The sequence below is a fragment of the Microcoleus sp. EPA2 genome (genome assembly GCA_020882975.1).
In the GTDB taxonomy this organism is placed as follows: domain Bacteria; phylum Cyanobacteriota; class Cyanobacteriia; order Cyanobacteriales; family Microcoleaceae; genus Microcoleus.
Map to the genome: position 1 here is coordinate 1 of JAHRFD010000031.1, position 21,900 is coordinate 21,900.

Sequence of the window (21,900 nt, forward strand, 5' to 3'; positions counted from 1 at the left end):
GCATTGTTGAGTTTGAGTTCTAGCTTCAGGGCGTACATAGCCAGGGAGCAAGTCAGGAGTGCCAACATTGATACTTATTTTACCAGTTACAGACAGCGATTGCGACAAGAACACCGTGTTTTTTGGGCCTGATGTCTTTAATGTCAGGAAAAGTCTATGAAACTGCCGTTTAGTATCATCTCCTCCTCTGTGCCCTCTGCGCTCTCTGCGGTTAAATCATTCCGATGCAACCGTAAACGATATTACACAAAAACCCGATTTTCTGAAACCAAATCATACCCCCTTATTTTTCATTCTCGCGTGGCGCGGAAGAAATTTTTTATGGCAAATACTTTTGGACAATAGTCCATCCTGTCAGCAACACCAGCACAAATCCCCCACACAAAGTCAAATTAGCCCCAATATGTAAAGGACGAGCCCAAGGATTTTTGGGGCTAATTTGCAGACCGCTAGCAACAGAAACTAACACCAAAGTAACAACTGCTAACCCCACAGGCAAATGAGCAGAATGACCTAAATAACCGTATTCTCCCAGGGTTCCAACTACGCCAATTCCCAGGAGCAAAATTACCAAAGTCGCCATCCCCGCACCTGTGGCTAAATGGAAAGGACGCAGCCATTTTGGACGCGGCTGTTTGGTGCTACGAGCCGCAAACATCCACGTTCCACTAACCGCCAGCAACAGGTAAGCAAACAGGGAAAAACCCATGGACCAAGCCGCTATTTTCCACAACCACAAGAAAGAAGGTAGGTTCATCTGCTGCATCCCTAATCAGAGATTTCTCAAAAAGTCTCATTTTGATTTTAGCTGGAATTGAAAGCAAAAATAAATAATCTAGCGCTCCAGGGCGATCGACTCAGGGGTAGCCAGCAATTTTCTGCCTGAAATATCCTATTTGCATAGGTGTCTCCAAATACCCTAATATGCTGTAATCCCTAGTAGCTGTGTATTTTGCTTCAATGGCGATCGCAATTGATTTTGGAACTAGCAACACCGTCGTCGCTCGCTCGAATCCGGCGACATCCAAGCCCGAAACTCTGAAATTGCCGGGACTATCGGCAATTTCAGCTCAAAATCCACCCCTAATTCCTAGTCTGCTCTATGTTGAGAACGCTGCTCACAATCAAGTCATACTTGGTCAACAAGTCCGCGACAAAGGCCTTGACTTGAGCACGGATAATAGGTTTTTCCGCAATTTCAAACGAGGAATTGGCACTCCTATTCAGGGTTTTGTCCCGGAACTTGACGGAAAAATAGTTAGTTTTGAGCAAGTAGGACAGTGGTTTTTGAGTCAAATTGTCGGCTCAATTCGCGAACTGCCACTACCTGTGGATTCTGTGGTTTTTACCGTTCCTGTAGACAGTTTTGAAGCTTATCGCAATTGGCTGGGAAAACTCTCTCAATCCTTGCAAGTAGAACAGGTGCGGATGTTGGATGAACCCACTGCTGCTGCTTTGGGTTACGGTTTAGCCGATCGCGAAAATCTGTTAGTAATTGATTTCGGTGGCGGCACTCTCGACCTTTCGTTAGTGCGTTTAGATATTTCTGCTAACAAAAACCCCCTCGGTTTCCTGCTGAAATGGGGCGACAGAACCCTGGCTGAATCTTCAGGACAGAAAGCAAAAATAGCCCGTGTTTTGGCAAAAGCCGGACAAAATTTAGGCGGTTCGGATATTGATAATTGGCTGGCCGATGATTTCATCAAAACTACAGGAATGATGCAATCTGCCATCATCACCAGATTAGCAGAACGTTTAAAAATTCAATTGTCTGTGCAAGAACGGGCTACAGAGGTCTATTTTGATGAAGAAAATTTTGAGACTTATGAATTAGAATTAAATCGCGATCGCTTTGAAGCCATCCTCGCCGAACATCAATTTTTTGACAACCTGGATGAGTCCATGAATCAAGTATTGCAGCAAGCGCGCCGTCAGGGTTTAGAAATTGGAGATATCGACGCAGTTTTGCTAGTTGGCGGGACTGTACAAATTCCGGCTGTAAAACGGTGGGTTGAACAATATTTCGATCCAGCAAAAATTAGGTGTGACAAGCCCTTTGAGGCGATCGCCCAAGGTGCTCTCCAACTGAGTCAAGGTATACAAATCAAAGATTTTCTCTACCACAGTTACGGCATTCGCTACTGGAATCGTCGCGAAAATTGTCATAGTTGGCATAACTTAATCAAATCCGGTCAGTCTTACCCGATGACCGAACCAGTAGAATTAGTATTGGGAGCTTCTCTAGAAAATCAGCCGAGTATAGAATTAATTATCGGTGAATTGGGAGCAGAAACTGGTGGCACAGAGATCTATTTTGATGGTGATAGACTCATTACTCGCCAAGTCACAGGTAAAACATCCGTACAACCGCTAAATGACAAAGACGGAGCTCGCAGCATCGCTCAATTGACACCGCCTGGGTATCCGGGAGGCGATCGTATCAAAGCTTTATTCCGCGTTGATGAACAGCGTTTTCTGCGAATCACTGTCGAAGATTTGCTGACAAATCAAACTTTGTTAGAGGATAAACCAGTGGTGCAATTAAGTTAAGGATATTTCAACCATTACTCCATTGTGTAGTTGCTAGCGATCTGTCGCAAGTAATTTAGCTCTTAGAATAAAGAATCAAGAGTGCGTACACGCGCCCAGAGTGTCAATTCCCATTCCCGATTCCCCCCTTGGGGGGCTGGGGGGGTTCTTTCCATCTTCGCGGTTCAATTAATCTTACTTAGCTTCTAAACGCTGCCGCCATTTACTACTAATCACATCTATAACAGTCACCACAACTAACAAAACTAACATCATAGTTGTGGCTTTATTATATTCAAAAGCTCGAATATAATTAACTAATTCAAAACCAATACCACCAGCGCCAACTACTCCCAAAACCGAAGCAGCGCGGATGTTATATTCAAACATCCACAGGGTATAACCCAATCCTAGGGGCAATACTTGGGGGAAAATTCCATATTGGGCAACTTGCAGCCAAGATGCACCTCCTACCTCCAAAGATTCGATCGATCGCACTTCTACAGATTCGATCGCCTCCTGGTAAAATTTAGCCAAATAGCCGATCGTATAAATGCCCAAAGCCAAAGTACCCGCTGGTGCCCCCAAACCAGTAGCCGATACAAACAACAATCCTAACACAATCGAAGGCACGGCTCGCACCGCATTTTGGATAAAATTAGCCGGCAATTGCAACCACTTTGGTGCTATATTATGGGCGCTACAAATAGCGATCGGTACAGAAAAAACTGCCCCCATAGTGGTTCCCCATAAAGACATTTGAATAGTCTCAATCAAAGCCTTGATTGCTACATCTATAATTTCCAGATTCGGAGGCCACAAACGGGAAATAAAATCGGTCATGTAAGGCCAACTGCTAGCTAAGGTTTCTGCGTCTATTTCTAATCCCCTGAGCGCCCAACCATAAATTATAATTAAACCTACTATAATCCCTAGGTTTTTCACCCAACCAGATTTTTTTGATAAATTATTTAGTCTTTTTTCGGTCATTTGTGTTTGTTTATAGTTTTATTTACAGCGATATTTTGTGTTTTGTGATTTTTATTTATTAACCGCATAGGGCGCAGAGGGCGCAGAGGAAGAGTGGAGAAGGGTAGAGTTTAGACTGCTATTTTGGACTGTTTTAATCTGCTGAATTTTTCGGACAAGTTTTGACATTTGCCATCATAGATTATTTGACCGGCATCGAGGACGATCGCCCTTTCTGGATAATTGCTCGCCATGGCCAAGTCGTGCAATACTACCACTACTGTCATCCCCTCTTCTTTGTGGAGTTTGGCCAGAATTTCCATGACTTGTCGGGCGGCGATGACATCTAATCCGGTGGTAGGTTCGTCGGCTAATAAAATCCGTGGAGATTGAATTAAGGCGCGGGCGATGGCTACTTTTTGCTGTTGTCCGCCACTGAGTAGCCCAGTTTTTTGATATGCTAGGTCTTCGAGTCCGAAATCTGCGAGTAATTCCAAAGCTCGATCGCGCTTTGGTTTCGGAAAACCCCACAGTGTCTGCCAAGTATTTAAGCTTCCTAAACAACCGCACAACACATTCTCGATCGCCTGGGACTGCTTCACCAAACCGCCACCTTGAAAAATCAAGCCGATATCCCGACGAATTCGGGCGATCGTGCGCGTATTCATCACCATATCATTAATCCGCATCTCTCCGGTTTCGACGGGGACTAAGCCAACAAAGGAGCGCAATAGGGTGGATTTTCCCGCACCGTTCAAACCCAGTAAGGCGACAAATTCTCCTTGTTCGATCTTACAATCAATTCCGTTGAGAATTGACCGATTTAGCGAGGGGGAATAACGTGTTTTTATTTGAGAACATTCGATGGTCATCATCAGTATTTATTGATAAATTTTGGAACAGCAAATTACCAGTTTAAGGCTATTTTCATGCTGAGGCAGAGCCTCTGGAATTGCATTCCCAGGCAGAGCCTGGGAACGAGGTACGAGGTATTGCTCCCCGATCGCAGTCGAAGTAACCAATGACTCACCGTCAATAGTAAACAATAAACCTAATCAAATTATGGGTCTAATTTAGCGCGTTTCAAAGCTTGACTTAACGTTGCTAAATGGGTATTGTGATCGACTTTTACTAATCTTTGGGAATTGTACAAACTGCGGAACAATGAATTATTTGTAGACTCATTCATAGTCAAGAAAGCATTAATTAGCTTTTCTCGCATTGGGGCAGGAATGCGATCGTCAATCACAATTCCATGGGCGGGAACTCCCGGAACTTGTTGCAACACTCGCAATTGTTTACCTTCTGCTGCTGTAATCCAAGGTGGTAGCAAAGCATATTCTGATACCGCAGCAACTTCTGCTTGACCTTTTAAAACTGCTTGTAAAGCGCTACCGTAACCATCACCATAGGTGACATTTCCGAAGAAACTTTCTAATCTATCTGGTCCTGACACTAACCCTTGACCAACCAACTCTCCCACTGGAAAAATAAATCCCGAACCGGAAGTACGAGAGGTGAAAGCCATTTTTTTACCTTTCAATTGTTCTAGGGTTTGCTTTGCACTACCTTTCGGGCGTAGGGGGCTGTCTTGACGCACCACAAATACAGAATCGTAGGTATTTCCGCCGGAATAATCGCTGCGAACTTCGGCTAAATACATCCGTGCTTTGGCTAATTGCTCAGCTTTCAAAGCCGCGCGCCCTGCGACAAACGCTACATCAGCTCTATTTGCTCTCAAAGCTTCGACGGCTGCGGTTTCGTCGCCGATGACTGCTTCGACGGGAATTCCCATCGCTTTTGAGAGTATGGCAGCTACTTGATTAGCTTTGTTTTGCAAATCTGTGGCATCTCTACGATTGGCAAACACAATTCTAATGCGATTTATTGGAGCTTGTGCTCTCAAATCTCGATCGCCTTGGGGAGTCTGTTGGGCGATCGCCTTTTGCCCATTTCCCATGGTATTCGCAGCCAAACTCCCTAGCAGCAACAATCCTGCGCTAGCACCAGCCAGCACTTTTAAACTTACATTCATTAATCTCTCTCCTGTTTTAGCCCCAATGCTAGTTTACATTTTGACAATAACTTGCAATAACTAAATCATCTTAAAGGTTTTTTGACAATTAAGTGCAACAATGAATGATAGATATTTATTATATAAGATATAATAAAAAATTATCAGTTTACCCTGCAATATCTGCCTAAGATTGGCTGTAGGGGCGGGTTTTACCAAAAATAGTGGAAACTCACAAACAATCTAAATCAACCAGCCCCCAGCCAAGCCATCAACCAAAATTCAACGGATCGACATCAATAGTTAAACTAACAGAACGAGGAATGCGATCGCGCAATCCGATCAAATCCGACAAATCCACCGCCTCATCCAAAGGCAACTTCAGCAAAATCTGCCACCGATACCGATTTGCCACCCGCATAATCGCCGCCGGTGCGGGCCCCAACAACTCACAACCCGGTAAAGACAATCCCTCAATATACTCCTGACAAACAGACGCCAATTGTACCGCCGTCACCGCAACTTCCGCCGCCTCCAAACTACTTAATCGCAACAAAACCAGCCTCCCCGAAGGAGGATAATTCAGGGCCGCCCTTGCTGCTAATTCTGTTTCTATAAAACTTGCATATTCGTGCCGCCTAACTGCTTGAATTACCCGATGTTCGGGAGTATAAGTTTGCATGATTACCCTTCCCGGATCGTCACCTCTACCAGCACGGCCCGCCACTTGAGTTAAAGTTTGAAATGCCCGTTCGCTGGCCCGATAATCAGACAAATTTAGCAACCCATCAGCCGAGACAACTCCCACCAAAGTCACCCCAGCTAAATCTAACCCTTTAGTCAGCATTTGTGTCCCCAACAAAATATCAGCTTCCCCCTGGGCAAATTTGGTTAACAATCTCCGATGGTCGCCCTTATTTCTAGTCGTATCACTATCAAACCGAATTGCCCGCAATTGGGGAAACAATCTGGTTAATTCCTGTTCGACTCGCTGAGTACCACTGCCAAAATTTTTGAAATAAGGAGACCTGCATTCTGGACAATTTTGAGGGTGTCTTTCTGTATGGTTGCAGTAGTGACAGCGCAACATTTCTGATGTTCCTTCACCGATTTGGTGATAAGAAAGTGACACATCACAATTTGGGCATTCCATCACATAACCACAACTCCGACAAGATACAAAGGTACTGTGTCCTCTTCGGTGAATAAATAGAATACCTTGCTGTTTTCTAGCTTGCAATTCTTCCAGAGCATTTTGCAGAGCCACGCTAAAAATCGAGCGATTTCCTTGTCGCAATTCTTGGCGCATATCGACTATTTGAATTGGTGGCATCGGGCGCGCATAAATGCGTTCGGGCAATGATAAATAATGAATAGTTGGCAAGGAGTAATTATTAATTTGAGTAGCGAAAAAAGTCTCTAAAGCTGGGGTAGCAGAACCTAAAATTAGGGGACAATTTTCTAATTCGGCGCGCCATTTGGCTACGGTACGGGCGTGGTAGCAAGGGGCTGGTTGTTCTTGTTTGAAGCTGGTGTCATGTTCTTCATCGAGGATAATTAAGCCTAATTTAGGTAAAGGTGCAAATATAGCCGATCGCGTGCCGATGACAATTTGTGGCTCTCCAGTGAGCATCTGACGCCATGTATCGTAACGTTCGCCGTCGGAGAGGGCACTGTGATATACGCAAATTTGCTCGCCAAAACGGGCGCGGAATCTGTCTGTAAGTTGTGGTGTCAGGCCGATTTCTGGGACGAGTACGAGAGCGGATTTGCCACTAGCTAAGATGGGGGCGATCGCCTGTAAGTACACTTCAGTTTTCCCAGAACCTGTCACACCATGTAGCAGCACTTGACGAAAACCCGAAAAACTGTTAATAAATGCTAAAGCCTCAGCCTGAAAATCAGTTAAAGTTTTAGGTGAGTCAGCAATTTGGGCAATTGGGCGATCGCCCCTGAGCACTTCCCTTTGGTCAATTACCACGCTACCTTTTTGTTCCAAAGCTTTGACAACCGACGAACTAGCACTGCAAATTTTTAATAAATCATTCACCCACATTTCACCGCCACCGCGCCGCAAAACCTCCAATACTTCTTGTTGACGCTGGGTCAAATCCGTCACAAAAGCATTGACAATTAATGTGACTGCCGGTTTGAGTTTTGGTTTGGGAGGATGAGGAGGTTCTAAATAACTTTCTACCCAACCCCGTTTTAATAAATCGCGCAATCCCCGATTAGCCCCCTTCACTTGCCGTTGGAGGTATTGCCAAGTATAATCCCCGTTTTTTTGAGCTTGCAATAATTGTAAAATCTGACTAGCTGCGGGATTCAGAAATAATTCCGCATTAGGAGCAATAGCATTTTTATTTAACCGAATGCGACGCACAGAACGGCTTAACAATCCCGGTGGTAAGGAAGCTCTAATTACTTGAATTAAAGGCGTGCAATAATAGATAGAAGTGCGTTCGAGCAATTGCCAATAAGTAGGAACAAAAAATCCACTGCTGACTACATCTTCAACATCTTTAACCTTGGCGGGGTCTAAGTTTAGCGGTAGTTGAGAAACAAAACGAATGGCGATCGCCCCCACCTGTTGACTGCCAAATGGTACACTCAGAATATCTCCTGGTTGCACCGTCAGTTCCGCAGGCAACCGATAGGTAAATAACTTGTTTTCCTCCCCTGGGGGGTCCCCCGCACCCCTGAAAGGAAAGTCTACCAAAACTTCGATCCACTGTGCCCGCACGGTGGGGCGACTTGGCGGTTGATTGCTGCCGTAAAATGCCCCAGGCTCAGCAGCCGAGGGCGTTGACAAACCAAAAGTGAGAGTAGACATAGCATTACACACCAAACTAGAAACAGTCGCAGTCATGAAATGTTAGATTTGAGATTTTAGATGCCCCCAGTCAGTCAGCCTGGTTTCAGAATGAATCCGGGGGCATGGGACCAAAGAGCTTTCAATCAAAGAGAGTTTTTATTATCGCTCAATTTTTCCAAATTAAACATAAAATACTTGGGTATTTTATCCCTGACTTTTTCTATAAGTTGGGCATTTTGACTAAGCTTATTTGTACCTAAGTTATCTTAATATTAACTATTAGATTTAGCCCCTAAGGAACCACCAATTCCCAATTGCCAATTCCATCCCCCCTCCCCCACCCCCCCTTCCGCCCTTGGGGGGCAGGGGGGATGCGGGGAGTTGCCCAATTTCCAATTGCCAATTCCCTAGGCCCATCAGCATTTAATTTAACTGAGAAAGGCGATACAACCTGTTTGTGTCGATCGCACTTACGTTTGAGCGCCATTTTGTGCTATGAATTACTACCTAAGTAATTTACACTGGGAGAGTATTGGATGTCAGGTAGCGAAGTCCGTGCAGATTTTTGGATGAGCGAGTACATTACCCCTTGGGATATCTACGTTCACGGCATCATACGGGTGCTGGCTTACAAAAAAACAGCCTTTCAAGAAATGTACGTCGTTGAAACCGGCACCTACGGCAAAGGGTTAGTTTTGGACGGCAAATGGCAATCTTGTACAGGCGACGAGTTTTTGTACCACGAACCCCTAGTCCACCCAGCCATGACTATGCACGGTTCACCAAAAAAAGTCCTAGTTCTCGGTGGTGGCGAAGGAGCTACAATTAGAGAAGTGCTGCGGTGGAAAAGTGTGGAAAAAGTAGTGATGGTTGATATCGACGGCGAGGTAGTAGATGCTTGTCGCGAACACCTACCAGAAATGCACCAAAATGCCTTTGATGACCCTCGTTGCGAAGTAGTAATCGGCGATGCTTTAGACTATTTAGATAACAGTGACAGCGATTGGGATGTTGTCATTTCTGACTTGTCCGATCCCATCGAAGAAGGCCCTTCTTTCCAGTTGTTTACAAAAGAGTATTTTGAGAAAGTTCGTCGCGTATTGTCCCCTACAGGATACTTCGTCGTGCAAGCCGGACCAGTTTCTCCAGCAGAAATGAAAATGCACGCCCGGATTGTCAATACACTGAAATCAGTTTTTCCCAACGTTCAATCTTGCACCAGCTTTATTTCTACCTATGGAGCTCCTTGGGGTTTTGCAGTAGCTTCAAATCAGGAAATCAACACCCGTCCAGAACCAGAAGTTACCGACAAATTACTCGCTGAAAAAACCATCGGTGGGTTCCGAATGTTTGACGGAATTACACTGTTGGGATTGATGCAGGTTGCCGGTCACTTGCGACAAGTAATCGCGGCTGAAACCGAAGTTTACACTATGGCAGCACCGCCTAAGTTTTTCGGGAAAGGTTCTATCAGCCAGTGAAGTTACGATATTTCCCGTAGGGGCGGGTTTTACCAACAATATGGATAACCAACAAAAGGAATAAATAAACCCGCCCCCACCCACAAAAAATCTGCATATATTTCCCGTAGGGGCGGGTTTTACCAACAATATGGATAACCAAAAAAAGGAATAAATAAACCCGCCCATTCAGATTTACCGTTGGGTGGGGGCGGGTTTATTTAGATAGTCGATTACAACCCCAGATTGTTGGTGAACCCGCCCCTACAAGATTTTATTTATTATTGCAATCAATCTCTTCACAAACCAATTCAGCGATTTTATTCGCCGCCCCGGATTCTCCTCGCACCCCACGCAAACGATCGCCCATTTGTGCTAATTTTTCAGGATGGCTCAAATAGTCGATCGCCAACTCGGCCACTGCTTCCGGTTCCAGTTTCCCAACCAACTCTGGTACAATCTCTGCTTGCGCCCAAATATTCGGCCAAGCATACAGTTTTCGCTTCCCCAATCGCCAAATTAGCCAATTAATCACCGTCGCAAAAACTGAACCAACTAAGGGCAAATTTGCTAGCAATCCCGGCAAACCATCCCAAGCCTTCATCGCATCCAATTGCTGCATCGGCAGCAAAACAATCATCGGTACAGCTAAAGAACCCAATTCGGCGGTATTGGCTCCCACAGTAGTTAAACACAAACTGCATTCTGATAGCAAATCATAGGCTGGTGTCTGAGTCCAAAGTTCTATTTGTAAGCCATTTGCTGTCTGTAAAAATGGTGATTCTGTTACATGAAGTTTGGCGGTGGAGTTGGCAAATAAATGTAGACAAGGATTTTTTTCAGGGTCTGCAAAACCTGCTAAAGTTTGGATATCTATGGTGGGAGCAACGGGAATTACAAAGCGAGTTTCCGGGCGGATGCGATGGATGGATTGGGCGATCGACAAACACAAAGGCACGCCTAAAGCTAGTTTTGCCGCCTTGGAACCGGGTAACAATCCAATTAGTTCTTTTGGAGTAGTTGGACGATGCAGAGCCTCTGGATATGCGTTTCCAGGCTGAGCCTGGGAACGAGAAACCTCGGCAATTAAATCTCCGACAACTGTAAATTTATTAGCATATTTTTGGGGTATTTTATCAATAACTTGTGGTTTCATGGCGGCAAATCTATCAATCCAGCGATACCACCTTGCCTCCCATTCTGCATAAATAACAGTGCGATATTTGAGCCTTTTACCAATAACAACTGTAAAAAATTGGTCGCCACCTAAAAATAAAACAACTCCTTTTTCATGCCAATCCCAATTTTCAACTGTTTTGCCGGATAATAGGAATGGCAAAAAATGCTCTGGTGCTTGCACCCTGTCAACTTCTGGGTAGGAACTGGCGATTTGTGCTTCTTTGCCCGTGGCGTGGGGACAGGGGGACAGGACAACGGAAATACGCACAGATGTGCGATCGCATCCTAAATGTTCTCGCAAGGCTTGTACGACGGGACGTACCCAGGTTGCTAATTCTCCGGGGCCGTTAGAGAGGACTAAAATATCTATTGCCATGCGATTTAAGATTTTAGAGGATACAAAGGAGAATATATGACCGATTTAATTAATGCCACCAAAACTGGTGATGTTTCTACTGTAGAATCTGCGATCGAACAATGTGCAGATATCAATGCCAAAGATGAGGAAGGTGCTACGGCTTTGACTGCGGCGGCTGAGGCTGGCAATACTGAACTCGTGACAAAATTGCTCGCTGCTGGTGCCGATGTCAACAGTCAGGATAATGACGGTTGGACACCTTTAATGAGCGCGGCTGCTGCCGGACATACAGAAATTGTACAACTTTTGTTAGAGGCGGGAGCTGAGGTGAACGCTAAGACTAATTTTGGTTTAACAGCTTTAATGAGTGCCGCTGGTAGTGGACGCACTGAAGTTTTGGAATTTTTAATCGAGAAAGGAGGTGATATTAAGGCTAAGGATAACAACAGTTGGACTGCCTTAATTTGGGCATCTTCTGAGGGGCATAAAGACGCTGTTGAGGTGTTGAAACTAGCGCGCGATCGCCATTAGAACGATTGCAAAAATACCATGCACCCCACTGCAACCCTCTCCTTAGTAAGGGGAGGGAGCAAGATTATTCTTGTTTCCGCCCTTACTAAAGGGGGAATAAGGGGGGTGAATTTGACTTTTGCAAGATATCCATTAAAAGACTTAGAAACCTGATTTATTGAATAAACCAGGTTTTTGGAAGAATTTGTGGCTCAATAGAGAACCTCTAGATTCTGGTAATAAATTCAACTTGAGATTTCCGCCGCCTTCAATAACAGCAATGTAAGAGAGGGGAAGAGGGTATTTTACAAGTTGTTTAGGAAATTAAACCCATTTTTTGATAAATTGGTCTAACTAAATGTTTTAAGGCTGGCAATTGTTTGGTGAAAACTGTTGCTGCTAATACACAAATTATTCCTCCGATTAGGACTGTATTGGGTGCTCCAATATAGTTGGCTAATCCACCTGCTACTAAGTTGCCAAAGGGCGTGACTCCAAAAAATGCCATTGTGTAAATGCTCATGACTCGGCCGCGTTTTTCGTCGTCAACTATGGTTTGCAAAAATGTGTTTCCTGCTGCAAATTGCAAGATGAAACCAATTCCTACAAACAGCATCATGATTAATGATAACCACAGGGTTTTTGACAGGGCAAAACCGATTAGTCCAAAGCCCATGATGGCTGGTGAGATGGCTATTAATTTGCCGATGCCAACTACTGTTTTGCGGGTGGTTAAATAAATCGCTCCTCCGAATGCTCCTATGCCGGAAGCTGCCATCAAAAAGCCTAGGGTTTGCGGGCCACCGTGCAGAATTTTTGTGGCAAAGATTGGCACGAGAACGGTGTGCGACATTCCGGCAAAGCTGACTAATGCTAGTAGCACTAAAATGGCTCTGATTGGCGGAAATCCAAAGGCATAAATAAACCCTTCTTTTAATCTTTGTAAGGGTTTGGTATTGGTTTCTGCAATTTTTCTGGGCTTGATTTTCATGGCTAACAAGCCTACAATTACGGCGATGTAACTGAGTCCGTCTATGAGAAAACAATAACTTGGGCCGACTGTGGCTATCAGCAAACCTGCCAGGGCTGGGCCGATTAATCTGGCTCCATTGAACATGGAAGCGTTAATGGCGATCGCCTGTGCTAAATCTTCTTTCTTTTCTACGAGTTCTGGTACAAAAGCTTGGCGGGCTGGCGCGTCAAAAGCATTAATTGCTCCTTGACACAAACTCAGTATAATTATCTGCCAAATGTTGATGATTCCTGTGAGGGCTAAAAATGCTAGGATTAATGATTGAACCATCGCTAATATTTGAGTGATAACGATCACTCGGTGGCGGTTCCATCTATCTATTAAAACTCCTGCAAAAGGCAGTAGTATTAATGTGGGAATTTGACTTGTGAATCCGACTAGGCCGAGCATCCAAGGTGAATCGCTCAAATTGTACACAAGCCAAACAGTAGCAACTTGTGTCATCCAACTGCCAATCAGAGAGATGCCTTGTCCTGCAAAAAATAGGCGATAATTTCTCGATCGCAGCGCGCGAGGAAGTTTGATATTTTTAACTTTGGCTAGTGGATTCATTGGAGGTAAGTAGAGGGAATCATGAATTAGGAAGATTATTGATATAGTCAGGTTTTGGGCTATCTGTATATTACGTTTACTTAAGTAAATTTACTGAGTTTATTTGATATTAAGTCAAGTTAGAGCTAGATACCCGACTTCTTTTAGAAGTCGGGTATCTAATAGGTTATTTTACCGATCGCTGAGGATTGGTGTATGAGTCGGAGGTTATATTTTTCGGTTCCCCAAAACCTGGAAAGGATAAATTTATGCCCCCAAGCTGATTTTGTTGCTTTTAATCAATGCTCAACAGCCAAGTACCGAGGTAACGTAGCAAGGGGACATCCCCAGGGGTGCGGATGCGAACGTTGAAATTGTACATTCCTCCTGGCGATGGGTTTTTGACGTTGGAGAGTACAACCTCAACATTGTTGCCGGCGGCAATGGGATCTTTGGGATAAATTTCTATGAAACGATTTTCTTTGTCCCAGATTACTTCTTGCAATTCTATTGATTTGTTTTTGACTCGCACTTTAATGTCTTTTTGGTCGAATTCACCTTTGTAGTAGTCTGGATAGGAAATGTTGAGTTGGGCGATCGCCAGACTTACTTTTTTGGCTGGAATGCGCAGTCTATATCTGTCACCACTCATCCCAGATTTGCCGTAATCTAAGCGGTAGTTTAACTGATTCCCGCGCTCAGGGCCTCCGAAAATTGTGAATCCCGGCATTCCTTGGGCTAAAGCCAAGGTGGGTAAACCGGAGAGCAAGCAACCTGTAACCGCTAGTGCTGAAAATAATCGTCGCATAACAACTCCTCTAACTAAAATTACGATCGAACCTTGAATATTTAGCAAATATTTAGTGCTGACAATTTGCTATTAGATCTCCAATATTACCGACTCTCTGAAAAATTTGAGGGGGGCGATCGCTGAACAATATAGGTGAATTTTTTGAGGCCATATTCTAGGCTGACATTTAAGATACAGAATTACTAAGTGGTTTAGTATATCATGGCTTTACTCAAATTTCACTGTTTTCCAAATTTAAACTTTCTGCTCTAAGCAGATCGCCGAGATTGCTCAAAAGTACAGCGCTGATGCAATTGTGTTTGAGGATCTCAAAGGCTGGAAGCCAAAAGGGGGTAAGAAACGATCTAACCTGAAGCAGAAGTTTCACGGTTGGCTCAAGAGTCGCCCCCACAAGAAAGAAAGGTGGGGTGAGCTTCATTCTATAAGACAAGTTAAAGATACGGCGGTCACTTGACCGATCGGCTTTAGTATCAACGAGAGAAGTTTAGGGCAACAGTTGCTCCAGTGTAAAGCAAAGCATCTGGCGGTTAAAAATTGCACTTCCAGAAACCTGTTCCGGCTGGTTTTGTCTGTGTAGACGCGGTGTCAACCGCCCTGTATGCGTGCAGTAGAGGCTGAAAATTCAATGACTGGCTATCGCTACATTCGATTTTCACCCTCGAAGTGGTTTCAACTTACCGAGTTTTTTTATGAAATTAGCGATCGCCAAAGAAATAGAAGCAGGGGAACGCCGGGTAGCCTTAGTACCCGACGCTGTAGCCAAATTGGTCAAACAAGGCGTCGAAGTTTTGGTTGAGGCCGGTGCGGGAGCAAAATCCTTTTTCTCGGATCTTGCTTACGAACAAGCCGGTGCCAAAATTGTCGCCGATACCGCTACGCTGTGGGGCGAAGCTGATGTCGTTGTCAAAATCGGGGAATTACAAGAGTCAGAAGTTCATCAACTGCGAGAAGGGGCAGTTTTCATCGGATTTTTGAATCCTTTGGGAAATCCGGCTTTGGTGCAGCGTTTAGCCGATCGCCAAATAACGGCATTCAGCATGGAAATGATTCCGCGCACCAGCCGGGCTCAAAGCATGGATGCGCTGTCATCCCAGGCTAACGTGGCTGGTTACAAAGCGGTACTGATTGCAGCGGCGGCTTTACCAAAGTATTTTCCGATGCTGACAACGGCGGCGGGTACGATTCGCCCCGCGAAAGTCTTGGTAATGGGTGTGGGCGTTGCGGGCCTACAGGCGATCGCCACAGCCCGCCGTTTGGGCGCAGTCGTCGAAGCCTTTGACATCCGCCCGGAAACTAAAGAACAAGTGCAAAGCTTGGGTGCTAAATTTATCGATGTCGAACTTAAGGAAGAAACAGTAGCAGCAGGCGGCTACGCGAAAGAATTATCGGAAGCAGCGAAAGAACACACCCGCCAAGTGCTTACCCAGCACGTCGGCGCTTCCGATGCAGTAATTACAACCGCTCAAGTTCCTGGTAGAAAAGCCCCGATTTTAGTTACCAGAGAAATGGTTTCTCAAATGAAACCGGGAGCAATAATTGTTGACCTTGCGGCGGAACAAGGCGGCAATTGTGAGTGCACGGAAGCCGGGAAAGATGTGGAATGGAACGGAGTTAATGTGATAGGACCGATTAATTTACCATCGTCAATGCCTGTTCATGCTAGCGAAACTTACTCGAAGAATGTCTCGGCTTTACTTCAGTTGATGCTGAAAGATAAGGAGCTAAATCTGAATTTTGAAGATGATATCATCGCTGGTGCTTGTGTGGCTCGCGACGGCGAAATTACCAATCAGCGGGTGCGGGATGCTTTGGCTGCTGAGGCTTCAGTCATTAGTTAGCAGTCATTAGTCATTAGTTAGTAGTCATTAGTTAGTAGTCATTAGTTAGTAGTCATTAGTTAGTAGTTAGTAGTTAGTAGTTAGTAGTTAGTAGTTAGTAGTCGGGAGTCGGGAGTCATTGAAAATAACAACTAATGACTAATGACTAAGGACTAACAACTAAGGACTAATGACTAACAACTAAGGACTAATGACTAACAACTAAGGACTAATGACTAACAACTAATGACTAAGGACTAATGACTAACAACTAATGACTAATGACTAATGACAAATAACCAATTACCAAATTACCAAGTGTTATGGCAGAAGGATTGATTGCAGGTTTAGTGGTGTTTACTTTAGCATCGTTTGTGGGATTTGAAGTTATTAACAAAGTTCCACCGACGCTACACACACCTTTGATGTCGGGTTCTAATGCGATTTCAGGAATTGCGGTTTTAGGCGCAATTCTGATTTCGGGCCAAGGTAATGTGACTGTTACTTCGATTTTGGGGACGATCGCGATCGCCCTTGCCACAATTAACGTTGTGGCTGGCTTCTTAGTCACCGATCGAATGCTGCAAATGTTCAAGAAAAAAGAGGTAAAAGCGTGAGTGATTTTCTGCCCAGTGGCATTCAACTAGGTTATTTAGTTGCCGCATCTTTGTTTATTATCGGTTTGAAACAGTTGGGATCGCCCGCAACCGCCCGTCAAGGGAATGTGTTAGCTGCGATCGGGATGTTAATTGCGATCGTCGGTACGTTGCTAGAAAAACAAGTCATCAGCTACGAATTAATTGCTGTCGGCATCATCGTCGGTTCCATTTTGGGAACAATTATGGCGAAAACCGTGGCGATGACGGATATGCCGCAGATGGTGGGTTTGCTTAACGGTTTCGGGGGCGCTGCTTCTGCACTCGTGGCTGTGGGGGAATTCTGGCGCTATCTCAGCATCCCAGAATCGCCGGCACCTGACGCGACAATCACCATCCTTTTGGGCGTGTTGATTGGCGGGATTACTTTCACTGGTAGCCTTGTGGCGTTTGCGAAGCTGCAAGAATTGCTACCGGGTGCGCCGATGACGTTTCCGCTGCAACAGCCGTTTAATGCTGCGCTGGCGATCGCACTTTTAGCCGGCAGCGGTTATATGTTGTTTAACCCGGAGGATGTTCCGGTATTCCTGGGTTTGGTGCTGATTTCCAATATTTTGGGAATCATGTTTGTGCTACCGATTGGTGGTGGCGATATGCCCGTGGTGGTGTCGCTGCTTAACTCCTATTCGGGGATTGCGGCGAGTGTGGCTGGGTTCATTTTGATGAACAATATGCTGATTATTGCTGGTGCCTTGGTGGGCGCGTCGGGGATTATTTTGACGCAAATCATGTGTAAGGGGATGAATCGATCGCTTTCTAGCGTGTTATTTAGTGCCTTTGGTAGCGGTGGTGGCGGTGCGACTGCTGGGGCTGCTGCTGGGGCGATCGACAAAACAGTCCGCAGCATCAATCTCGAAGAAAGTGCGATGATGTTAGGCTATGCGCGATCGGTGGTGATTATTCCCGGCTACGGCATGGCTGTAGCGCAAGCACAGCACTCGGTGCGCGAGTTAGCCGACGGTTTGGAAAAAATGGGCGTTGATGTGAAATACGCCATTCACCCAGTGGCTGGGCGGATGCCGGGGCACATGAATGTGTTGCTGGCGGAAGCAAACGTGCCTTACCCGCAGTTGTACGACATGGAAGACATCAATCCGCAGTTTGATGAGACGGATGTGGCGTTGGTGATTGGTGCTAATGATGTGGTGAATCCGGCGGCGCGTCACGATACGGCGAGCCCGATTTATGGGATGCCGATTTTGGAGGTTGATAAGGCTAAACATACGATCGTGATTAAGCGCGGGATGAGTGCTGGTTTTTCTGGTGTTGACAACGAGTTGTTTTATAAGGATAAGACGATGATGTTGTTTGGTAGCGCTAAGGATGTGGTTGCCAAATTGGTGGCTGAGGTGAAGCAGTTGTAGGATTGCTAAGCCCAGAAACCGGGTTGTTTCTGAAAATACTTCGTTGTAGTCGATAGATTTGATGAAAAACCCGGTTTCTTTGCAGTTAGCAACTCGGCGGGTGAAACCGCCTAAGATTTAAACTTTCCTCCGCGCAACGCGAGACTAAGAACATAATCTGATTTGAGATCAATATTCTTCAGCATTAATTATGGTAATTAGTAAAAAATCTCGGATTCCTGTAGCTTTGACGATCGCAGGTTCTGATAGTGGCGGTGGGGCTGGGATTCAGGCGGATTTGCGGACTTTTGCCTTTCATTGCGTGCACGGTACGAGTGCTTTGACTTGCGTTACTGCTCAAAATACGTTGGGGGTGACGCGGGTGGATGCTTTGTCTGCTGAGGCTGTCATCGCTCAAATTCAGGCGGTGGTTGGGGATATTGGGGTGGATGCTGTGAAGACTGGGATGCTGCTAAACCGCGAAATTATGGCGGCGGTTGCTTCTGAGGTGGAGAGTTTTCAGATCCACAATTTGGTTGTCGATCCGGTGATGGTATCCCGATCGGGCGATCGATTGATTGACGATGAGGCGATCGCCTGTTTGCAAAATATTTTGATTCCCATGGCTGCTGTGGTGACTCCCAATCGGTTTGAGGCGACTATTTTGAGCAATTTAGAGATTAATTCTGTGGATGATATGCGATCGGCGGCCGAGAAAATTCATAGTTTAGGGGCGAAGGCGGTGTTGGTGAAAGGTGGGGGGATGACAGGGGAGTTACGGGGAGTTGATGTTTGGTTTGATGGTAGGAGCTCGGAGGTTTTAAAGGTTGAGACTGTTGATACTCAGCATACTCACGGGACTGGATGTACTTTAAGTGCTGCGATCGCCGCCAATCTAGCATTAGGCAAAGATTTGTTTACAGCAGTTACTTTAGCTAAACATTATGTTACCAATGCTCTCCAATATGCTTTAGATATTGGAGAAGGTCAAGGTCCAGTAGGTCATTTTTTCCCGCTGTTGAAGTCAGAAGTCTCTCCCGATTCCACAATCAGTTAATTTCTTAATTTTTCTGGCGATAGGGCTATCGCAATTAAGTTTTCTATTTTTTTAATATTCGGATCGCCAGCTAAATAGCCGATCCCACGGTGCAAGTGGAGGCGAAACTGTTTAGCGAGAGTATCTTTTTCTGTTCCTAAGTTGTCATTGTGACAGCGCTGCTTCAGAGCAATTATCAAGATATCAGCCATGTCGCCACCAAAAACATCCCAACTTAATTCGACATTGCTGTCGCTAGGAATCGGTACAGGAGAGGGGATGCTCGGCTCGGCTAGCGATCGGCAAAAACCCCACCGACACAGGATGTTCCACTGGTCGATTTTGGTCGCTCGTTTCAGTTTTGATAGTTGGTCTTTCCCTGTTTGGGAGAGGCGGATGCGATCGACTGGTGGTTCCATAGGTTGATGATTTTTTGATATGTGTAAGTAGAAGGAAGAAGAGCGATGTGAACAAGGAAGAAGAGCGAGGTAAAGAATGCTCATACAGCAAGCTTTTTAGCCACCTGTATCTTACGTTTAATACTTAAGTTTTTAACCGAAATTCACGAACAAAATTCACCAGAAAATTTACATTTTTTTACACGTCGCTGGGTTGATATATAAGGGTTTTTTTGATATTATGGTTATATGAAAACTTATTTTATATAATGGGATGGTGGCAAAAATAAAATTTTCGCGACCATCCCATTATCTTATATATAGTACCGCAACCCCAGGGCAAAGTCAAGGGGTTGCGTCTATTTTTTAGGGCGAATTTTTATGGCCAAAAGTAACCAGTTTCGACGGTGGTTTGGCGTTTGGCGGAATCATATTGGAGGATGTAGCTGTGGGCGATCGCCTCTAATTCTTGCAGCTTATCATATTCTGTTTTGCCAATTTCTGTATCTGTTGATAGTAGGATGACTTGGTGGCTGGCTGAGGGGAAATAGCGTTCGACTAGGTTGTTGCGATGGGAGGAGTCGAGGCGGCCTAGGGGAGTGTCGATGGCGACTGGTAATTGTCTCCCGGATACCCTGGCTAATCCCCACAAAAAGGCGATCGCCAGCAGTTGTTTTTCTCCTGCTGACAGTCGGTGTTTGGGTACTTGTTTCCCTTCGGTGTCGTAGATGGAAAGGCTAAAGGTTTGGGTATCTATGGCTACTCTATGTACCAAGTCGGTTTTGTGCAGCAGGTAACGGAAACATTCGGTGATTTCTACTTCAAGTTTATTGAGTTTTTTGAGGGTGAGTTTTTCTTTGAATTGTTTGAGAGTGGCTTGGGCTTTGGCGATGGAGGCGATGATGTGTTGGCTGTTTCTGATGGTGATGTATTCGCTGCTATAGTTTTCTAATTCTTTTTTGGCTTGGGTTAATTCCCTGTCTAATTCTTCGATGTAGCGGTTAACTGATTCCAAGTCGGCGGCTGCATTAGCCACTGCTTGTTGCGTATTTTTTACCTCTATTTCTAGTTCTTTGTAGGCTTCGGGAGAAGCTGCGGTGGCTAATTGTCTGTCGGTAAAGTCGATTTCTGATTCAATATTTTGGATTTTTTCTATTGTTTCAGCGGCTGTACTTTGCTGGAAGGGGATTTGATAATTGAGGATATTTTCTATTTGTTGGATGTTGTCATTGTCCGCAGCTAACCAGGGCGGGTTGTCGGAGCCGATTTGCTGTTCGAGTTGTCTATTTTCTTGGCGGATGAAGTCTTGTATTTTGTCTAGTTGTTCGGGTTGCAATGAAATTTCGGCGATGTAGTTGAGGAGGCGATCGCTTTTTTCTTTGATAATATTTTGGGCAATTTTGGCTCGCTGCTGGCTGGCTTCTGTTTCTGCTTGGGTTTTGGCTTGGCTGAGCAGGGGGGAAATTAGGGCTAAGGGGAGGGTATTTGATGCTAGTTCAATCATCGCTTCACGGGATTTTTCAGCAGCAGCTCTGTAGTCGTTTAGTTGTCTGTCTAGTTGGCTGCGATCGGCTGCGATTTTCCCACCTTCGTAAATAAACTTATCTGATGCTTGTTGCTGATTTTTTTGAGCTTGCTCTAACTTGTTTTTTAAGTTAGCTGCATCTTGCTCGGCATCGGTCTTTTTATCAGTAATTTTATTTAATTTTTCTTCAATTTGTTCTAAAGCTGCCAAGTCTTTTTTGCCGGACATTTCTTTACGTTTGCGGCTGGCTAATATTTCTAAGTCAACGGCGAGGCGTTCGGCTAATTCTAAACCTAAAAGAGATTTAATTGCGCCCACTACAAATTCTGGTGGAGTTTCGAGTTCCGCCAGTTCTTTTACTTGTTCGCCATCAAAAAGAAACAGGTTAGATATGCCGACTGGTAGCATGGTTTCGATGTATTCATCCCAGGTGTTGCTCAGGGCTTTGTCTGCCCACCAATCGGTAACAAATTCGCTATACATGAGAATACTTAGGTTGTCTTTTGTATCGGCTTTTTTCCAGTATCTAACTATTTTAAATTTGGTTAATTTGTCATCTTGAATTTGTTCAAATATTAATTCAACCCTGGTATCGTCTAAGGGTGGAGTGTGGCGATTTACTGATTGATTGAGGAAGTCGCTGTAGCTTAAATTGCCTCTGGTGGAACATTGAGCTCTGCCGCCGTAGAGGGCGAGGCGAATGGCATCCATGAGGGTAGTTTTGCCACCGCCATTCATGCCCCCAAATAGGACTATGGGGCATGGATTGCCGTCTTTTTCTGGGCGGAGATTGATGGTTTGAGTGCCTGCATAGGGACCGAAGTTTTTGAGGACGAGTTCGAGGAATTGCATTGTAGATGTTGTTGAGATGGGTGGAGAATTGCTAAGTGCGATCGGCGGTCTCAAATGACGCAAG

At 45.0% G+C, this 21,900-nt stretch carries 18 protein-coding genes; 7 read left to right on the forward strand and 11 right to left on the reverse strand.

From position 1 onward, the window contains the following. Nucleotides 1-319 precede the first annotated feature (319 nt). Entirely contained in the window at nt 320-757 is a 438-nt protein-coding gene (locus AAFP14_RS22015; protein ID WP_341734334.1) for a DUF4079 domain-containing protein, read from the reverse strand. A 203-nt stretch (nt 758-960) separates the two neighbouring features. On the opposite strand from AAFP14_RS22015, the gene AAFP14_RS22020 reads away from it, so the two are divergent. After that, nucleotides 961-2,550, forward strand: coding sequence for an Hsp70 family protein (locus AAFP14_RS22020; RefSeq protein ID WP_341734371.1), 1,590 nt, complete (start codon nt 961-963; stop codon nt 2,548-2,550). Nucleotides 2,551-2,724: 174 nt separating this feature from the next. Here AAFP14_RS22020 and phnE read toward each other — a convergent pair whose 3' ends face one another. From phnE to AAFP14_RS22045, 5 genes are all read right to left on the reverse strand, one after another. Continuing rightward, entirely contained in the window at nt 2,725-3,519 is a 795-nt protein-coding gene (phnE, locus tag AAFP14_RS22025; protein ID WP_341734335.1) for a phosphonate ABC transporter, permease protein PhnE, read from the reverse strand. A gap of 110 nt (nt 3,520-3,629) precedes the next feature. Further along, nucleotides 3,630-4,373 (reverse strand): phosphonate ABC transporter ATP-binding protein, encoded by a 744-nt coding sequence (locus tag AAFP14_RS22030; RefSeq protein ID WP_341734336.1) that lies wholly within the window; start codon nt 4,371-4,373, stop codon nt 3,630-3,632. A 185-nt stretch (nt 4,374-4,558) separates the two neighbouring features. Continuing rightward, entirely contained in the window at nt 4,559-5,533 is a 975-nt protein-coding gene (locus AAFP14_RS22035; RefSeq protein ID WP_341734337.1) for a phosphate/phosphite/phosphonate ABC transporter substrate-binding protein, read from the reverse strand. Nucleotides 5,534-5,783: 250 nt separating this feature from the next. Then, on the reverse strand, nt 5,784-8,345 hold the full coding sequence (gene priA, locus AAFP14_RS22040) for a primosomal protein N' (RefSeq protein ID WP_341734372.1): 2,562 nt from the start codon (nt 8,343-8,345) through the stop codon (nt 5,784-5,786). 274 nt (nt 8,346-8,619) lie between these two features. After that, nucleotides 8,620-8,814, reverse strand: a complete 195-nt coding sequence (locus AAFP14_RS22045; RefSeq protein WP_341734338.1) for a hypothetical protein — start codon at nt 8,812-8,814, stop codon at nt 8,620-8,622. Nucleotides 8,815-8,863: 49 nt separating this feature from the next. Here AAFP14_RS22045 and AAFP14_RS22050 point away from each other — a divergent pair, with 49 nt between their 5' ends. Continuing rightward, nucleotides 8,864-9,808, forward strand: a complete 945-nt coding sequence (locus tag AAFP14_RS22050) for a fused MFS/spermidine synthase (protein ID WP_341734339.1) — start codon at nt 8,864-8,866, stop codon at nt 9,806-9,808. Nucleotides 9,809-10,061: 253 nt separating this feature from the next. On the opposite strand, the gene AAFP14_RS22055 is transcribed toward AAFP14_RS22050, so the two are convergent. Next, nucleotides 10,062-11,342, reverse strand: a complete 1,281-nt coding sequence (locus AAFP14_RS22055; RefSeq protein ID WP_341734340.1) for a glycosyltransferase family protein — start codon at nt 11,340-11,342, stop codon at nt 10,062-10,064. 36 nt (nt 11,343-11,378) lie between these two features. Between AAFP14_RS22055 and AAFP14_RS22060 the strand changes: the two genes are divergently transcribed. Then, nucleotides 11,379-11,855 (forward strand): ankyrin repeat domain-containing protein, encoded by a 477-nt coding sequence (locus AAFP14_RS22060; RefSeq protein WP_341734341.1) that lies wholly within the window; start codon nt 11,379-11,381, stop codon nt 11,853-11,855. A gap of 295 nt (nt 11,856-12,150) precedes the next feature. Here AAFP14_RS22060 and AAFP14_RS22065 read toward each other — a convergent pair whose 3' ends face one another. Both AAFP14_RS22065 and AAFP14_RS22070 read right to left on the reverse strand, forming a co-directional pair. Next, complete coding sequence (locus AAFP14_RS22065; protein WP_341734342.1) at nt 12,151-13,419, reverse strand: MFS transporter; 1,269 nt, start codon at nt 13,417-13,419, stop codon at nt 12,151-12,153. Nucleotides 13,420-13,693: 274 nt separating this feature from the next. Next, complete coding sequence (locus tag AAFP14_RS22070) at nt 13,694-14,206, reverse strand: DUF2808 domain-containing protein (RefSeq protein ID WP_341734343.1); 513 nt, start codon at nt 14,204-14,206, stop codon at nt 13,694-13,696. Nucleotides 14,207-14,898: 692 nt separating this feature from the next. Between AAFP14_RS22070 and AAFP14_RS22080 the strand changes: the two genes are divergently transcribed. The 4 genes from AAFP14_RS22080 (at nt 14,899) to thiD (ending at nt 19,082) form a co-directional block, all read left to right on the forward strand. Then, nucleotides 14,899-16,047 (forward strand): Re/Si-specific NAD(P)(+) transhydrogenase subunit alpha, encoded by a 1,149-nt coding sequence (locus AAFP14_RS22080; protein WP_341734344.1) that lies wholly within the window; start codon nt 14,899-14,901, stop codon nt 16,045-16,047. Between the two features lie 302 nt (nt 16,048-16,349). Further along, nucleotides 16,350-16,643: an NAD(P) transhydrogenase subunit alpha part 2 gene (locus tag AAFP14_RS22085; RefSeq protein WP_106150865.1), complete on the forward strand. Its 294-nt coding sequence runs from the start codon at nt 16,350-16,352 to the stop codon at nt 16,641-16,643. Then, nucleotides 16,640-18,046, forward strand: coding sequence for an NAD(P)(+) transhydrogenase (Re/Si-specific) subunit beta (locus tag AAFP14_RS22090; protein WP_341734345.1), 1,407 nt, complete (start codon nt 16,640-16,642; stop codon nt 18,044-18,046). Before AAFP14_RS22085 ends, AAFP14_RS22090 begins: the two co-directional genes overlap by 4 nt. Before the next feature lie 190 nt (nt 18,047-18,236). Then, a complete protein-coding gene (gene thiD / locus AAFP14_RS22095) occupies nt 18,237-19,082 on the forward strand; it encodes a bifunctional hydroxymethylpyrimidine kinase/phosphomethylpyrimidine kinase (protein WP_341734346.1) in 846 nt (281 codons plus the stop codon). On the opposite strand, the gene dndE is transcribed toward thiD, so the two are convergent. Both dndE and dndD read right to left on the reverse strand, forming a co-directional pair. Beyond that, nucleotides 19,079-19,480, reverse strand: a complete 402-nt coding sequence (gene dndE / locus AAFP14_RS22100) for a DNA sulfur modification protein DndE (RefSeq protein WP_341734347.1) — start codon at nt 19,478-19,480, stop codon at nt 19,079-19,081. The two genes, thiD and dndE, sit on opposite strands and share 4 nt — an antisense overlap. 358 nt (nt 19,481-19,838) lie before the next feature. Beyond that, nucleotides 19,839-21,836, reverse strand: coding sequence for a DNA sulfur modification protein DndD (gene dndD / locus AAFP14_RS22105; protein WP_341734348.1), 1,998 nt, complete (start codon nt 21,834-21,836; stop codon nt 19,839-19,841). Nucleotides 21,837-21,900: the final 64 nt, after the last annotated feature.

Excerpts from the sequence above, each read along its gene's own strand:
- AAFP14_RS22015 (WP_341734334.1), bottom strand. The coding sequence starts at position 757 with ATGAACCTACCTTCTTTCTTGTGGTTGTGGAAAATAGCGGCTTGGTCC.
- AAFP14_RS22060 (WP_341734341.1), top strand. The coding sequence starts at position 11,379 with ATGACCGATTTAATTAATGCCACCAAAACTGGTGATGTTTCTACTGTA.
- priA (WP_341734372.1), bottom strand. The coding sequence starts at position 8,345 with ATGTCTACTCTCACTTTTGGTTTGTCAACGCCCTCGGCTGCTGAGCCT.
- thiD (WP_341734346.1), top strand. The coding sequence starts at position 18,237 with ATGGTAATTAGTAAAAAATCTCGGATTCCTGTAGCTTTGACGATCGCA.
- AAFP14_RS22050 (WP_341734339.1), top strand. The coding sequence starts at position 8,864 with ATGTCAGGTAGCGAAGTCCGTGCAGATTTTTGGATGAGCGAGTACATT.
- AAFP14_RS22080 (WP_341734344.1), top strand. The coding sequence starts at position 14,899 with ATGAAATTAGCGATCGCCAAAGAAATAGAAGCAGGGGAACGCCGGGTA.
- AAFP14_RS22030 (WP_341734336.1), bottom strand. The coding sequence starts at position 4,373 with ATGATGACCATCGAATGTTCTCAAATAAAAACACGTTATTCCCCCTCG.
- AAFP14_RS22035 (WP_341734337.1), bottom strand. The coding sequence starts at position 5,533 with ATGAATGTAAGTTTAAAAGTGCTGGCTGGTGCTAGCGCAGGATTGTTG.
- AAFP14_RS22045 (WP_341734338.1), bottom strand. The coding sequence starts at position 8,814 with ATGGCGCTCAAACGTAAGTGCGATCGACACAAACAGGTTGTATCGCCT.
- dndD (WP_341734348.1), bottom strand. The coding sequence starts at position 21,836 with ATGCAATTCCTCGAACTCGTCCTCAAAAACTTCGGTCCCTATGCAGGC.
- AAFP14_RS22085 (WP_106150865.1), top strand. The coding sequence starts at position 16,350 with ATGGCAGAAGGATTGATTGCAGGTTTAGTGGTGTTTACTTTAGCATCG.
- AAFP14_RS22055 (WP_341734340.1), bottom strand. The coding sequence starts at position 11,342 with ATGGCAATAGATATTTTAGTCCTCTCTAACGGCCCCGGAGAATTAGCA.
- AAFP14_RS22065 (WP_341734342.1), bottom strand. The coding sequence starts at position 13,419 with ATGAATCCACTAGCCAAAGTTAAAAATATCAAACTTCCTCGCGCGCTG.
- AAFP14_RS22070 (WP_341734343.1), bottom strand. The coding sequence starts at position 14,206 with ATGCGACGATTATTTTCAGCACTAGCGGTTACAGGTTGCTTGCTCTCC.
- dndE (WP_341734347.1), bottom strand. The coding sequence starts at position 19,480 with ATGGAACCACCAGTCGATCGCATCCGCCTCTCCCAAACAGGGAAAGAC.
- phnE (WP_341734335.1), bottom strand. The coding sequence starts at position 3,519 with ATGACCGAAAAAAGACTAAATAATTTATCAAAAAAATCTGGTTGGGTG.
- AAFP14_RS22020 (WP_341734371.1), top strand. The coding sequence starts at position 961 with ATGGCGATCGCAATTGATTTTGGAACTAGCAACACCGTCGTCGCTCGC.